We start from the raw sequence: 14,192 nt of genomic DNA, 5'->3' as shown, positions 1-14,192 counted from the left end.
GCCGTGGGCGCGGCAGGTGTGGCAGGCGCGGGACGGCCCGGCTGTGGCTGCGGGCCCGGCTGTGGCTGCGCCTGGGCCGGCGCGGCGCTGGCCAGCAGCAGTGCGGCGAAGGCTGCGTGAAGCGGTTTCATCGGATCTCGATCTCCCCGGCCTTGCAGAGGTCGAGGCCGCTGTGCGTCACCTCCCGCCCATCGCGGAACACCGCCACCACATCGGCGAGGCAGGCATCGCCGTCTGGCGCCTCGAGGTCCAGCACCTCCCCCACCGGCAGGATGTCGGCGCCGAGGCGGTCGGTGCCGCGCGGCTCGCCGGGCGGAAAGGCGTAGATCTCGACGATCGGCAGCGGGCCGGCGTTGCGCAGGCTCAGCACGCCGGCGGTCTCGCCGGGCTCCGGCGTGCCCGCGCTTGGCCCGGCCGCATCCGGCGCGCTGGCGGCGACCCATCCGGGGGTGAGCACCAGGCGCGGCGCGGCGCAGATGTCCACCGCCCGGCGTTCCTCGATGCCGCCGCCGGGGAACAGGATGCGGATGTCCACCCGGCATTCCACCTCCAGCGCCAGCGTCGTTTCCTCCCCGGTCGGCAACAGCTCCGCGCCCAGGCGGTCCGGACCCCAATCGGCATCGCTGGAGGAGGAGACATAAACCTGCGCCACCGTCGCGAGATGCCGGTTCGCCAGCACCAGGCTGCGGCTTTCCGGGCGCGGGATGCCGCTGCGGTCGAACACCACGCCGCGCTCGGCGCAAAGATCGACGCGGGCCTTCACCTCCTCCCGGTCATCGGCGAAGACGGCGCGGATGTCGAAGGTGCAGTCGCGGGTGCGGATGCGCATGCGGAAGGCGCCGTTGGCGGGGATCACCTCCGAGCCCAACCGGTCCGGGCCCCAGGCGCCGGACGTCCCGCTCGTGGATGCATAAAGCTCGCGCAGCACGGTGTCGCTGTTGTTGCCGACGGCGACGTCGAGCGTCGGCATGGCGGGGTCGCCGAAGACCAGGCGCGGCGTGGCGCACAGGTCGACGGCGCGGCGCACCTCCTCCGTCCGGTCCTGCCAGATCGCGGTGACATCGAAGCTGCACCCCGCCTGTCGGCCGAGCCGGGCGCGGTAGGTGGTGGCGGGCGCCACCGTGTCCTGCCCCAGCCGGTCCTCCCCGCGCCGCGCCCCGGCCGGGTCGATGTAAAGGTAGGTAAGGGTGAGGTCGGTCTCGTTCTGCACCGTGATCTCGGCCGGCGTGCCGGCGGGTGGTGCCGGCTGGGCCAGCGCCGGCCCAGGAACCACGAACGCCACGAGAAGCAGGCCAAGCCACGCCCAACGCGATGAACCCTGCATCCCCCGAGACCCCCGTCGCCGAGGCCGGAGCATGTCGGGCAGGCCGCCGGCGCGCAAGGCAACCGCATCAGCCTGGCATGGGCGCCTCCTCCACCCGCGGCCGCAGCAGCAAGAAGCCGAACAGGATCAGCACCACCAGCCCGCCGGCCAGCGCCGGGGCCTGCCAGTCGCCGGCGGCCACGCGGTTGACCAGCAGGGCGGCACACACCAGGGCACCGGCGGCCGGCACCGGCCAGGGCACCTCGAAGCCGCCGCGCACCTCGCCGGGGCGGCGTTGCAGCACCAGCAGCGCCAGGTTCACCACGGTGAACACCGCCAGCAGCAGCAGCACGGTGGCGGCGGCGAGCTGGCCGATATTGCCCAGCAGCACCAGCACCACCAGCACCGGCAGCAGCGCCAGCACCGCCACATGCGGCGTGCGCCGCACCGGATGCACCCGCGCCAGCGCCTTCGGCAGCAGCCCGTGCCGCGCCATGCCGAAGGCGAGGCGGGAGGCGGTGACGTAGTTCAGCAGCGCGGTGTTGGCGACGGCGAAGATGGTGATGGCGACATAACCCCATGCCGGCAGCCAGGGCGCGGCGCGGGCCATCACCTCCGCCAGCGGCCCCGGTGCCGTGGCGAGTTCCCGCCAAGGCACCACGGAGACGGCAGTGACGGCGACGGCGATGTACAGCACGGTTGCCGCCAGCATGGCGCCGATGATGCCGATCGGCAGGGTACGGCGCGGATTGCGGGCTTCCTCGGCCACGTTGATCGTGTCCTCGAAGCCGATGAAGGCGAAGAAGGTCAGGATCGCGCCGGTCATCAGGAACGAAACGCCGATGCCCTCGCCGCTTGGCGTCTCCATCAGGCTGACCGTGCCCCAGTAGGGAATGCCCACCGCGATCACCAGCAGCAGGCCCGCGGCCTCGATGGTGGTGCACAGGATGTTCACCCACATGCTTTCGCGGATGCCGCGGATGACGATGCCGGTGACCAGCAGCAGGAAGCCGAGCGCGATGGCCAGCGCCGGCACCCCCGCGAGCCCCGACAGCCGCAGCAGGTTCTCCGCCACCACGCGGGATTGCGTGGCGACGGAGGTGAGGCCGGAGGCCATGACTGAAAGCCCCACCACCCAGGTCAACAGCGGCCGGGCGAAGGCGCGCTGGGTGATGGTCGCGGCACCCCCGGCCTGCGGGTAGCGGCTGCCGAGCGAGGCATAGGACAGCCCGGTCAGCAGCGCCGCGACCATGGCGACGATGAAGCCGAGCCAGACCGCGGAGCCGAGGTCCCCCGCCGCGCGCCCCACCAGCCCGTAGATGCCGGCGCCGAGCATCCCGCCCAGCGTGTAGGCGAAAAGCTGGAACGGCCCGATGGCGCGGACGAGGCTGGGTTCGGAGGGCGCGCTCATTCCGCAGTGCTCCACGACAGGCCGCGACCAGGACGCGTGACGATCATGAAAGGTTTCCCACCGGGCGGCTTTCGCCGGCAAGTGTGGCCTTCCGGCGCGCCGGGCGGCTGGATAAGGTGAACCCCGAACGCTACCCCGGAGGAAACATGACAAGCCGCCGTACCCTGCTCACCGCCACGGCTGCGCTCTCAGCCTCCGGGCTTGCCACGGGCCTGTCCAGCCGCAGCGCCTGGGCGCAGCAGATGTTCGAGAGCCTGTTCGTCTTCGTGCCCGCAGGCCCCGGCGGCGGCTGGGACGGGCTGGGTCGCGCCATCGAGCAGGCCTCCCGCCAGGCCGGGCTGGTCGGCAACTTCCAGTTCGAGAATGTCGGCGGTGCCGGCGGCATGGTCGGCCTGCCCCGCTTCATCAGCCAGCGCCGTGGCCGGCCGAACGCGCTGATGGTGGGCGGCGCCGTGATGGTGGGCGCCGGCATCACCAACCGCACCCCGGTCAGCATCCGCGACGTGGTGCCGATCGCGCGCATGACGACGGAGCCGGGCATCATCGTGGTACCGGCGAACAGCGACCTGCGCACGCTGGAGGATTTCACCAATGCGCTGAAGGCCAATCCGGGCGGCGTCGCAGTGGCCGGCGGCAGCGCCGGAGGCATCGACCACATCATCCTCGGCCTGATGCTGAAGTCGCTCGGCCGCAATGCGCGGGAAGCCAGCTACGTGGCGTTCGCCGGCGGCGGCCCGGCCCAGGCGGCGATCCTCGGCGCACAGGTCAAGGCCGGCATTTCCGGCGTGTCCGAATTCGCCGAGCAGGTGAAGGCGGGCCGCATGCGGGCGCTGGCCACGACGGGCGAGACGCGCAGCCTGGACGGCGTGCCGACGCTGAAGGAAAGCGGCATCGACATCGTCATGGGCAACTGGCGCGGCCTGTTCGGCGCGCCGGGGATCAACGCCAACCAGCGCAAGGCCCTGGTCGACTACGTCACCGCCCTGCATGCGACGCCGCAGTGGCGGGAGGTCGTGCAGACCCGCGGCTGGGACGACGCCTTCCTGACCGGCGACGATTTTGCCAGCTTCCTCACCCGCGACCACACCGAGACGGAACAGGTGCTGCGCGACATCGGCCTCGCCAGCTGATGTCCGAAGCGACCGCCCCGCGGACCCGGGGTTCCGGACCGGGTTCCGGACCGGGTTCCGACCTGGGCGCGGCGCTGTTCGTGCTGGCGGTGGGGCTGCTGGCGCTGTGGCAGACCACCATCATCCCGGCCTCGCCCATCTACGCGCAGGTCGGTCCGAAGGTGGTGCCCTACCTGGTCTCCACCTGCCTGGTGGCGCTTGGCGCCGGGCTGACGGCGGTCGCGCTGCGCGGCGGCTGGTCGCAGGACAACGAGGAACTGGTCGGCGCCCCGCCGCTGAACCTGCGCTCCCTCAGCCTGCTGCTGGCCGGGCTGCTGGTGAATTTGGTGCTGATCGAGCCGTTCGGCTTCACCATCGCCGCCACGGCGCAGTTCGTGCTGGTGGCTGCCGCCTTCGGGTCGCGCGCCTGGCTGCGCAACGTCGTCATCGCCTTCGTGGTGTCGCTGTCCGCCTACGGGCTTTTCGTGAAGGGACTCGGCGTGAACATCGGCGCGGGCGTGGTGGAGGCGCTGGTCTTCGGAGACCCCGGCTGATGAGCGCGGTCGATGGGCTGATGCTCGGCTTCGGCCATGCGCTGACGCTGTCCAACCTCGGCTGGGCGCTGCTCGGCTGCTTCCTCGGCACAGCCATCGGCGTGCTGCCCGGCATCGGGCCGGCGCTGACCATCGCGCTGTTGCTGCCGATCACCTACAGCGTCTCCGCCACCGGCGCCTTCATCCTGTTCTGCGGCATCTTCTACGGCGCGATGTATGGCGGCTCCACCACCTCCATCCTGCTGAACACGCCGGGCGAATCGGGCTCCATCATCACCGCGCTGGAGGGTGCGAAGATGGCACGCAACGGCCGCGCCGGTCCGGCGCTGGCGACGTCCGCCATCGGCAGCTTCGTGGCGGGAACGGTCGGCACGCTGGGGCTCGCCTTCCTCGGGCCGATCGTGGTGGAGCTCGCCCTGCAGCTCGGCCCGGCCGAGTACTTCATGCTGATGATCCTGTGCTTCGTCACCGTCTCCGCCGTGCTCGGCGGTTCGGCCCTGCGCGGGCTGACCAGCCTGGGCTTCGGGCTGCTGCTGGGGCTGGTGGGCGTGGACCTGCAGACCGGGCAGCCTCGCCTGACCTTCGGGGTGCCGGAACTGCTGGACGGGGTGAACGTGGTGCTGGTCGCCGTCGCGCTGTTCGCGGTGGGGGAGACGCTGTACCTCGCCTGGCGCTACGTCGAAGGCCCGGTGGAGGTGCGCCCGGTCGGCCGCATCATGATGACGCGCAGCGACTGGAAGCGATCCGTCTGGCCCTGGGTACGCGGCGCCGGCATCGGCTTTCCCTTCGGCGTCATGCCGGCCGGCGGCAGCGAGATGCCGACCATGCTGAGCTACTACATGGAACGGAAGCTGGTGCGGCCGGAACATGCGAAGGAGTTCGGCACCACCGGGGCGATCGAGGGTGTGGCCGGGCCGGAGGCCGCGAACAACGCCGCCGCCGCGGGCGTGCTGGTGCCGATGCTCACGCTCGGCCTGCCGACCAGTGCCACGGCCGCCATCATGCTGTCCGCCTTCCAGTCCTACGGCATCCAGCCCGGGCCGCTGCTGTTCACCACGCAGGCGGACCTGGTGTGGACGCTGATCGCCAGCCTGTTCATCGCCAACGTCATGCTGGTGGTGCTGAACCTGCCTCTGGTCGGGCTGTGGGCGCGCATCCTGAAGATCCCGCAGCCGCAATTGTACGCCGGCATCCTGGTCTTCGCGACCATCGGCACCTACGGCATCAGCAACTCCGTCATCGACCTGATGCTGCTGTACGGCATCGGCATCATCGCGATGTTCATGCGCCGCTTCGACTTTCCGGTGGCGCCGGTGGTCATCGGCATGATCCTCGGCCCGATGGCGGAACAGGCGATGCGGCAGGCGCTGACCATCAGCGAGGGCAATTGGAGCGTCTTCGTGACGCGGCCGATCAGCCTGGTGATCCTGCTGCTGGCGCTTGCGGCCTTGGCCGGGCCGCGCCTGTATGGGGTGTGGGCGCGGCGGGCGGCGGCCCGGGCGGGCTGAACCGCGCGGGCTGCTGCCCAAACCGGCTGCACGTCGCCGCCCGCCTGCGGCCCGTCAGGCCATGGCGCGCCGGGTATCGCGGCGACGGCCGCGGATCACGGCGATGCCCGCGAGGCCAAGGCCGAACAGCGCCAGCGAGGCGGGCTCCGGCACCGGGGTCGCCGTGACGCCGGGCGCGGCCTTCAGCGCCACCAGGTCGGTCAGCCTGAACCAAGCCGCGTCATCCATGTTGATCAGGCCGGGACCCCAGGTGACGGTCACCGTGTTGGTCGGCGCCGCGAAGGTGGTGCCCCAGAAGCCCGAATAGCTGTCCAGCAGCTTCACCCCGTCCTGGTACGTGATCATGGTGTCGACGTCGTGGTGGTCCCAGGGGAACCCGAAGAAGCCGAACTTGGTTACGCTTGTCGCCTGCAACTGGCCGGCCAGCCCGATGATCTCGTAGGGCAGCGTGTAGGTCACGGTGTGCGCGCCGAGGCAGCGGTAATAGGCGGAGTGGCAGCCGAAATCGCCGGTCATCTGCCCGGCGGCGCCGCTCGGGAAGGGCCGGATGCTGTAACCCCGGTACCCGAAGGAATCCGGGTCCTGCATCGGGCCATAAACGCCGACATAGACCGGGTCGTGGAAGGTGGCGGCGGCGTAGGAGCCGAAGAAGTCCTTGGCGACGAGGCTTTGGGCCGGCATCGCGGTGAGCGTTCCGCCCGCCATCACGGTCGGGACCACGGCACCGGCGTACCAGTCGTTGATGCTCAGGAAGGCTGCGGCATCGGCCGCCGGGGGCGCTGCCGCGAGGGCCGCCAGGGCCACGACGGCCCTCTTCAATGTGTGCACGGTCTTCTCGACTCCTGTCCTCAAGGACGATCCAGAATGTGCACGAAGGTAAATTTCAGCAGATCATGATGAATCGAAGTCATCTCAAAGGTGAAATCGATCATCGCCCAGTCACCGCCGCACTTGGCCCTTCGTTGCGAAACGATATCTCCCATGCGGTGGACATCGTATGCAAACCCGAACACAGCTTCATGCGGCTGCATACGATCAATTCTTTATTATTGTATCAATTACCGATTCGGACTGGGTCGCTTCGATATTTCTGGAGTTCAGGTTTCGCTTTTGCAGGCCTCAACCAGCAGCGCGACCACATCCTCCGCCACCTCCTCCGACCACAGCGTGTTGCGAGGCAATTCCGTCCGCAGCGTGCAGAAGCCGTGCACCCCGGCCCAGGCCAGCGCCAGCCTGGCCCGCAGGGCGCGTGGGTCGGCCTGCGGCAGCAGCGCCGCCATCGCCTGGTCCAGCGGCAGGCGCGCACCGTTCGCGGCCTGCCGCCAGGCCGGGTCCGAGGTGTCGATCAGGTCCGTCCGGAACATCAGGCGGAAATGCGCCGGGTTTTCCCGCGCGAAGGCCATGTAGCCGTGGCCCGTCGCCGCCAGCACGGCGTCGGCACCGGCGCCCTCCGGCAAGGCGGCGACGGCGGACTCCATCGCGGCGCGCAGGCGGTTCGACCGTTCGGTGGCGAAGGCGGTCAGCAGGCCACGCTTGTCGCCGAAATGGGGCGCGGCGGCGGAGTGGGAGACGCCGGCGCGGCGGGCGCATTCGCGCAGCGTCACCGCCTCCGGCCCCGACTCCAGTACGATTTCGGCCACGGCATCGAGCAGGGCGCGGCGCAGGTCGCCATGATGGTGCCGGCCGCGCGGCTTCGGGGTGAGGGTCATGTGACCAAGTGTGACGCGCGACTTCCAACTTGACAACGGACAGTTCGGCTTGCGACAAACTGACCGCTGGAAAGTTAGAGGCGCCTGTGCCAATCGAATCTTTGTTTTCGGCCGCCGGCGCCCTGGCCATGGCCGGCTGGCTGGCCCTGCTGGTGGCGCCGCGGCAGCGCTGGGCGAATTGGTGGATCGGCGGCCTCGCGGTGCCGGCCGCCCTGTCCGTGCTGTACGTCGTGCTGCTGGCCATCCACGCACCCGGCGCGTCCGGTGGCTTCGGTTCCCTGGCCGAGGTCGCGGAACTGTTCGCCACACCCGGACTGCTGCTGGCCGGCTGGGTCCACTACCTGGCCTTCGACCTGTTCATCGGCGCCTGGATCTGCCGGCGCGGCGCGGCGGAGGGGCTGAACCCTTGGCTGGTGCGCCTCTGCCTGCCCCCGACCTTCCTGGCCGGACCGGCCGGGCTGCTGCTGTTCCTCGCGGTGCGCACGGTGACGGGGGCACGCCGATGAGCGCGATCCTCATCGAATTGCATCGCCGCCAGCCCCTGCTTGCCTGGGCCGGCTGGATCGCACTTGCCACGCTGGGCCTGTGCCTCGTGGCGATGGCCCTGGACGGGCGGACCTTCAACGGCCTGTCGGTCTGGACCAAGCCGGCCAAGTTCGCGGCCTCCTTCGTGCCGTGGTTCTGGACGCTGGCCTGGGCCTGGGGCGTGCTGGCGCCGGAGGCGCGGCGCGGCTTCGCGGCCGGGCTGGTGCTGTGGGTCACGCTGGCCGCCGCGCTGTACGAGCAGGGCTGGATCACCTGGCGCGCTGCCATCGGCCTGCCCAGCCACTTCGCGGAGGATCCCCTCGGCGTCCTCATGTACCAGTTGATGGGCCTGGGCGCCGTGCTGCTGGTGGCGATGGCGGTCCTGCTCGGCGTGCTGGTGCTGCTGCGGGGAGACCGTGCGCAGCCGCGGCCCTGGCGGCTGGCGGTGGGGGTGGGGCTGGTGCTGTCCGGCGTGCTCGGCGGCTTCACCGGCATCGCGATCTCGGCCCAGACGACGCCGCTGGTGGGTGGCGGCGCGGGCGGCCTGCCGCCCTTCTACTGGTCCAGCACCGGCGGCGACCTGCGCGTGGCGCATTTCCTGGCGGTGCATGCCATGCAGGCGCTGCCGGCGCTGGCGCTGCTGGGGGCCGGGATGCGCATGGTGTGGGCGGGCGCCGCCGGCTGGGCGGCGCTCGGCATGGCCGCCTATGCGCTGGCGCTGGCGGGCGTGCCGCTTTCGCCGTGAGGCGGCCCGCGGGCAGGCGGGCCGGCCTCCGGGCGGCGCCGCCCGCGCCGGTCAGGGCTCCAGCCGGAACACAGCGATCGAGCGGAAATCGATTGTTTCGCCGCCGATGGTCAAGGTGCCCGTGGCCATGGTGTGCGCTCCGCCTGTGCCGGCCATGTAGGTCTGGTCGGCGTAGAAGCGGATTCCGTCGGCTTCGATCCTGGCATGCAACTGCGGCGGCTCGTCGCCCGGAAGGATCCAGTCCAGCAAGTTGCTCTGCAGCTTCAGTCCGGTGATGAAATCATCAAGCGTCACGCTGCGCAGCACGAGGGTGTCTCCGGCATCCCCACCTCCGATGAGCGTGTCGTTGCCTCCGCCGCCGAGAAGCGTGTCGTCTCCGTAAAGGCCATGGATACCTTCTCCGGCCACGCCGCCGGTCAGGGAGTCGTCCTGTTCCGATCCTTGATGAATGGCAGGACCGCCGGGATACAAGACGATCGCCACCGACGGCTCCGTCAGGACCGGAGGCGCCGGGCCGGTTGACCAGTTGATGTCACTGCCGGAGATCGACGGCGGGGAAACCGCCGCACCGCCGGTGACCCTGGCCAGATCCGCCATGCCGAGCCGCTCCGGTGCCTCATTCGATCCAACCATTTCCGCCCTCGCTGCGTCGCACTGTCGGTCACCGACGGGCCAAACCCATTTCGCGGGCCACAAGCGGACAAGGAATTGTTTCGATTGCGGCAATAGGCGCGTCCTTGCGGCACGCCGTGCCGTACGCCGGCCACGATCCCGCGTATCATCCAGCCCATGCCCGACGAATCCCGATTGCTACGACGTGCCGTCTTCGGCGCGCTGGTTACACTCATCGCTGCGCTGCTGGCCTGGCTGCTGCTGCGGGCGCTGCTGCCCGGCGGGATTTCCGCGATCGAGGCGCTGATCCTGGCCTGCATCGCCCTCACCACGCCCTGGGCGGCACTCTCGGCCGCCAATTCCCTGGTCGGCCTTGCGATCCTGCTGGGCGCGCGCGACCCGCCCGCCGCCGTGCTGCCGGCCCTGTCGCGCATCAAGTCCGGCCCGCCCCGAAACACCACCGCGCTGCTGGTCTGCCTGCGCAACGAGGATATGGGTGCGGTGCTGCCGCCGCTGGCGCGGCTGCTGGAGGGCTTGTCCGCCGTCGGCGCCGCCGACCGGTTCCGGCTATGGCTGCTGTCCGACACGCTGGACCCGGCAGCCGTGGCGGCGGAGGAATCCGCCATCCGCCCCTTCCTCGCCGCCCACCCCACCGCCCGCTATCGCCGCCGCGTGCAAAACACAGGCTTCAAGGCCGGCAACGTGATGGACTTCCTCGACCACCACCTGACGGAGGAGGCGTATTTCCTGACGCTCGACGCCGACAGCGTGATGACGCCCGCAGCCGTGCTGCGCCTGGTCGCGATCATGGAGGCCGAGCCGAAGCTTGCCATCGTGCAGCAGCTCATCGTCGGCCGGACCGCCACCGCCGCTTTCCCCCGGCTGTTCCAGTTCGGCATGCGCGCCGGCATGCGCGCGTGGGCTACCGGGCAGGCCTGGTGGCAGATGGATGCCGGACCCTATTGGGGCCACAACGCCATCCTGCGCGCCGCACCCTTCCGCGACCATGCGAAGCTGGAGGCGCTGCCGGATGGCAGCCGCATCCTGAGCCACGACATGGTGGAATCGGTGCGCCTGCAGGCGGCCGGCTGGGCGGTGCGCTGCCTGCCGGCGGAGGATGGCAGCCTGGAGGCCAACCCGCCCGCCATGCCGGAATTCCTGCGCCGCGACGAACGCTGGGGCGCCGGCAACATGCAGTATTTTCATCTGCTGCGCCTGCCGGCCTTCACGGCGCTGGGGCGGCTGCAACTGGTGCAGGCCATCCTGCTGTTCCTCGGCGCGCCGCTCTATGCCCTGGCGCTGGCGCTGGCGGCGGTCAACGCCGTGACAGGTGGCGGCGCGGATACGCCGATGGGCGCATTGGCGCTGGCCGTCCTGGCGCATTGGCTGTGCTACTTCGCGCCCAAGCTTGCCGGATATGCGCAGGCGCTGGTGCAGCGCCAGGTTGCCGAGACCTATGGCGGCCGCGCCGCCTTCGCCCGCGGCGCCTTGACGGAAATCCTGTTCATGCAGCTGTTCGAGCCGCTGTCGACGCTGAACAAGGCGATCTTCCTGGCGGCGCTGCCCTTCGGCGCCCGCACCGGCTGGTTGCCGCAGAACCGCGCGGATCGCGGCGTCGCCTGGGCCGATGCGGCGCGGCTGCTGTGGCCGCACACGCTGCTGGGCCTGGCCGCCACCGCCGCTTTCGCCGCCACATCCGCCACCGCCCTGGCCATGGCGCTGCCCTTCACCCTCGGCCTGGTGATGGCGATTCCGCTCTGCGTGCTCAGCGCCGATCCTGGCGTTTCCGCCTGGCTGCGCCGCCGCCGCATCGCCGCGACGCCGGAGGAGTTGGCCGGCACCGCCTGATCCGCGTTGAGGCTTCCGCAACCACGCCGATGCTAGGGCTCGCCCGATGTGGCAGGCGAGGCGAAGGCGGCGATGACCCTGGTGCCCACAGATCCGTTCCTGGACGAGGCTGGCCTGTTCGAGGCGGCGTCGAACGCCTCCGCCACCGCGCTCGACACCAGCCTTTTCATCAGGGTGATCCAGACCTTCTTCAATCCGCCGGCCAGCTTCTACCAGAACCTGCAATCCGGCGGCTTCTCCGCCTCGGAACAGGCGGCGATGCTGGAGGCGGCGCGGGACGACTTCACCATCGTGCAGACCTTCCTGGCGATGCCGGAGGTCTATGCCGGCCCGGTCGCCCATATCCGCTTCCAGTATCTCGGCTCGGCGGCTGGCGACGTGGTCATCGGCACCTCGGCCAACGACTTCATCAATCCGCTGTCCGGCGACGATGCGGTGGATGCCGGACCGGGCGACGACGTGGTGGATGGCGGTACCGGATCGAACTTCCTGACCGGCGGCACCGGTCAGGACGTGTTCTTCCTGGATGGCCGCGGCGGCTCCACCACCTGGAGTACCATCACCGACTGGCAGGGCGGGGAGCAGTTGAGCCTCTGGGGCTGGCGGCCCGGCACCAGCACGCTGGCCTGGGCGACCAGCGCCGGGGCGGAGGGCTACAAGGGCATCACCGCCCATGCCGACCTGAATGCCGACGGCATCTTCGATGCCAGCGTCACCTGGTCCAACCGCACCGCCGCGGACCTGCCGGCCGCGAGCCAGTTCGATGACCTGCTGTGGTTCGTCTGAGCTACCGCAGGAAGTCCCGGAAGCCGTCCCGCAGGGCGCTGTCGCGGCCCTCCCGGGTCACCTCCCACAGCGGGTTGTCCACCGCCAGCCGCGCGCCGCCATCCCGCGTCACGCCGCGCACCACCACCGGCGTCACCGCCCGCGTCTCGATTCCGAACAGGTCGAGCGGGATGCGGATGAAGATGCCGCGGTCGAAGCTGCCCTCGCCGAACTGGCTGAACGGCACGTCCGTCAGCGTCGCGAAGCCGCCGATCTCGATGCCGCTGGCGAAGCGCCGGCCGAGTTCCACCGTGCCGCCCCAATCGCCCGCGAGGTAGCGCCCGGCCCGCACCACGCCATACAGGTTGAACCAGGGCAGGTCGGCATAGGCCGAGACATGGCCGGTGGTGGTGGCATAGCCCAACACACCGAGGCGCTGGTCATACTCCCGCTGCGCCACCTGCGCGACATCCACGCCGAGCGCCCAGGCGCGATCCCGCGGCCGCCACAGCACCTCCGCCGCCACGCCCGCGAACATCGGCTCCAGGTAGCCGGCGCTGACCCGCGCGAAGATGTCCGGGCCGAGGCCCCAGATGCGCTCCGCGTACAGCGCCGGGATCGAGGTCTCACCCTCCCGCGCATAGCGCGCCACCTCGCTCCGCACCCGCGGCAGCACGCTGTCGGAGGCCGGGGCACCGCCAAGATTGCCGCCCAGCGCCTGCGCCAGGCTACCGGCCAGCGCGACGCCCTGCCCGACCTCCCACCGCGCCCCGGCTACCGCCGCCACCTGCCAGCGCAGCGTTCGCGACGGATCGCCAAGCAGCACGGAAACCCGTGGCTCCAGCCCCCAGGAAAAGCCCGCGCCGCCATCGATCAGCCCAAGCGAATCGGCCCCGGCGGGCTCCAGCGTCGCCGCGAAGAAGATTTCCTCCGCGCTGCCGGCGCCGGTAGAGGCCGCCTCCATGGCGCGCCGCGGCAGGACGATTCGGGCAATCTCGACGCCGGATTGCCGCCAGGACAGGCGAACCTGTTCCACCGCCGGCGGCAGATGCGGCTGTGCGGCCCGCAGCACCCGCCCGGCGGCACCCGCCAGGCGGCGCTGGCGGCCGCCGGCCACGGCGATGAAGGCCTCGCTGCCCGCGATCCGCACCGAAACCGGGCGGAAGCCGGCGCCGCGCAGCGCCTGCGCCACCGCGGCTTCCGGATCGGCGCTCGGTACCAGCGGCCTGGCGCCGGGCGCCGGCAGCGCCTCCCGCTCCGGCACCAGATCCGGGTCGAGCTGCGCCGAGACGCGGAACAGCAGGTCCGTGCCGTGCACGAAATCCACCCCGGCATCGAGCCAGCCATTCGACCAGTGCAGCCCGCCATTCACCCGGCTCGCCGCCTCCCCGCGCAGCCCCGTGCGCCGCGCCGGCCAGCCGCCGCGCTCGTCGCGCAGCGCATCCCCGGAAAACTCGATCTTGGCGCGCAGGCCCTCGACGCTGCCGAGCGGCGTCCAGAACTCCGGCAGGGAGTATTCCAGGCCGCCGAACAGCGCCGCCTGATCGCCGCGGAACAGTGCGAAGCGGTTGATCGTGCCGCCCTCGCCCACCTCCCGCGGCCGGTCCTCGAAGCGCGGCGAGATCACCGTCAGCGGGTTGGACACATCCTCCCCAGTGCCCATGCGGCCCCAGCCCAGGCCGAGCGTCGCATCCCAGCGCCCGAAGCGTTTCGAGGCCACAAGGTATTCCGCCGCATACAGCCCGGTGCCGATGAAATCCTGCAAGCCGACCGCCACCGCCGGCAGCCAGTCGCTTTCCGCCACGAGGCGCAGCTTCAGGTCGAAGGCGCGGTCGCTGGTCATCCCGGCGCCGGTGGTGCCGTCCAGCCGCTCCGCCAGCCGATACGTCGCCTCCAGCCAGGGCAGCGCCTGCCAGTTGATGAAGTGGAAGCGCCGCTGGTGCCGCAGCGACGACCCGGCCTCCACCACCCCATCCGGCCGGAACCGCGCATTGCGGGTCTCGACCAGTCCCACCCCACCGAAGCTCGACCCGGTCCCGGGCACTTCCTGCGCACCGGCAATGGCGGGCAGGAGCAGCATGAGGAGGGTGGCGACGGCGACTT

14 protein-coding genes are annotated in these 14,192 nt (G+C 70.8%); 7 read left to right on the top strand and 7 right to left on the bottom strand.

From position 1 onward, the window contains the following. Nucleotides 1-127 precede the first annotated feature (127 nt). Together ACLF3G_RS16970 and ACLF3G_RS16965 are read right to left on the bottom strand one after the other, a co-directional pair. Nucleotides 128-1,324 (bottom strand): hypothetical protein, encoded by a 1,197-nt coding sequence (locus tag ACLF3G_RS16970; RefSeq protein ID WP_430670584.1) that lies wholly within the window; start codon nucleotides 1,322-1,324, stop codon nucleotides 128-130. Nucleotides 1,325-1,391: 67 nt separating this feature from the next. After that, on the bottom strand, nucleotides 1,392-2,714 hold the full coding sequence (locus ACLF3G_RS16965) for an APC family permease (protein ID WP_430670583.1): 1,323 nt from the start codon (nucleotides 2,712-2,714) through the stop codon (nucleotides 1,392-1,394). 146 nt (nucleotides 2,715-2,860) lie between these two features. Here ACLF3G_RS16965 and ACLF3G_RS16960 point away from each other — a divergent pair, with 146 nt between their 5' ends. Genes ACLF3G_RS16960 through ACLF3G_RS16950 form a run of 3 tightly spaced genes read left to right on the top strand, consistent with a single transcriptional unit; the run spans nucleotide 2,861 to nucleotide 5,885 of the window. Beyond that, the gene (locus ACLF3G_RS16960; RefSeq protein WP_430670582.1) at nucleotides 2,861-3,844 is read left to right on the top strand and encodes a Bug family tripartite tricarboxylate transporter substrate binding protein; all 984 of its coding nucleotides are present in this window, start codon (nucleotides 2,861-2,863) and stop codon (nucleotides 3,842-3,844) included. After that, the gene (locus ACLF3G_RS16955; RefSeq protein WP_430670581.1) at nucleotides 3,844-4,377 is read left to right on the top strand and encodes a tripartite tricarboxylate transporter TctB family protein; all 534 of its coding nucleotides are present in this window, start codon (nucleotides 3,844-3,846) and stop codon (nucleotides 4,375-4,377) included. The genes ACLF3G_RS16960 and ACLF3G_RS16955 overlap by 1 nt, the downstream gene beginning before the upstream one ends. After that, nucleotides 4,377-5,885: a tripartite tricarboxylate transporter permease gene (locus tag ACLF3G_RS16950; RefSeq protein WP_430670580.1), complete on the top strand. Its 1,509-nt coding sequence runs from the start codon at nucleotides 4,377-4,379 to the stop codon at nucleotides 5,883-5,885. The genes ACLF3G_RS16955 and ACLF3G_RS16950 overlap by 1 nt, the downstream gene beginning before the upstream one ends. A 54-nt stretch (nucleotides 5,886-5,939) precedes the next feature. On the opposite strand, the gene ACLF3G_RS16945 is transcribed toward ACLF3G_RS16950, so the two are convergent. From ACLF3G_RS16945 to ACLF3G_RS16935, 3 genes are all read right to left on the bottom strand, one after another. Then, entirely contained in the window at nucleotides 5,940-6,713 is a 774-nt protein-coding gene (locus tag ACLF3G_RS16945; RefSeq protein WP_430670579.1) for a PEP-CTERM sorting domain-containing protein, read from the bottom strand. A gap of 20 nt (nucleotides 6,714-6,733) precedes the next feature. Then, the gene (locus tag ACLF3G_RS16940) at nucleotides 6,734-6,916 is read right to left on the bottom strand and encodes a hypothetical protein (protein WP_430670578.1); all 183 of its coding nucleotides are present in this window, start codon (nucleotides 6,914-6,916) and stop codon (nucleotides 6,734-6,736) included. A gap of 66 nt (nucleotides 6,917-6,982) precedes the next feature. Further along, entirely contained in the window at nucleotides 6,983-7,594 is a 612-nt protein-coding gene (locus ACLF3G_RS16935) for a TetR/AcrR family transcriptional regulator (RefSeq protein WP_430670577.1), read from the bottom strand. Between the two features lie 86 nt (nucleotides 7,595-7,680). On the opposite strand from ACLF3G_RS16935, the gene ACLF3G_RS16930 reads away from it, so the two are divergent. Next, the gene (locus ACLF3G_RS16930; RefSeq protein ID WP_430670576.1) at nucleotides 7,681-8,100 is read left to right on the top strand and encodes an ABA4-like family protein; all 420 of its coding nucleotides are present in this window, start codon (nucleotides 7,681-7,683) and stop codon (nucleotides 8,098-8,100) included. Then, on the top strand, nucleotides 8,097-8,864 hold the full coding sequence (locus ACLF3G_RS16925; RefSeq protein WP_430670575.1) for a hypothetical protein: 768 nt from the start codon (nucleotides 8,097-8,099) through the stop codon (nucleotides 8,862-8,864). The genes ACLF3G_RS16930 and ACLF3G_RS16925 overlap by 4 nt, the downstream gene beginning before the upstream one ends. A 51-nt stretch (nucleotides 8,865-8,915) precedes the next feature. On the opposite strand, the gene ACLF3G_RS16920 is transcribed toward ACLF3G_RS16925, so the two are convergent. Continuing rightward, entirely contained in the window at nucleotides 8,916-9,461 is a 546-nt protein-coding gene (locus ACLF3G_RS16920; protein WP_430670574.1) for a hypothetical protein, read from the bottom strand. 192 nt (nucleotides 9,462-9,653) lie between these two features. Here ACLF3G_RS16920 and mdoH point away from each other — a divergent pair, with 192 nt between their 5' ends. Both mdoH and ACLF3G_RS16910 read left to right on the top strand, forming a co-directional pair. Further along, nucleotides 9,654-11,324: a glucans biosynthesis glucosyltransferase MdoH gene (mdoH, locus tag ACLF3G_RS16915; RefSeq protein WP_430670573.1), complete on the top strand. Its 1,671-nt coding sequence runs from the start codon at nucleotides 9,654-9,656 to the stop codon at nucleotides 11,322-11,324. A gap of 72 nt (nucleotides 11,325-11,396) precedes the next feature. After that, nucleotides 11,397-12,110, top strand: coding sequence for a hypothetical protein (locus tag ACLF3G_RS16910; RefSeq protein ID WP_430670572.1), 714 nt, complete (start codon nucleotides 11,397-11,399; stop codon nucleotides 12,108-12,110). A 1-nt stretch (nucleotide 12,111) separates the two neighbouring features. Here ACLF3G_RS16910 and ACLF3G_RS16905 read toward each other — a convergent pair whose 3' ends face one another. Next, nucleotides 12,112-14,169: a YjbH domain-containing protein gene (locus ACLF3G_RS16905; protein WP_430670571.1), complete on the bottom strand. Its 2,058-nt coding sequence runs from the start codon at nucleotides 14,167-14,169 to the stop codon at nucleotides 12,112-12,114. Nucleotides 14,170-14,192: the final 23 nt, after the last annotated feature.

It is taken from the genome of Falsiroseomonas sp. HC035 (genome assembly GCF_050563525.1).
GTDB lineage: Bacteria > Pseudomonadota > Alphaproteobacteria > Acetobacterales > Acetobacteraceae > Falsiroseomonas.
Note: the sequence above shows the minus strand (reverse complement) of the source record. Positions and strands in the feature narration are given on the sequence as shown.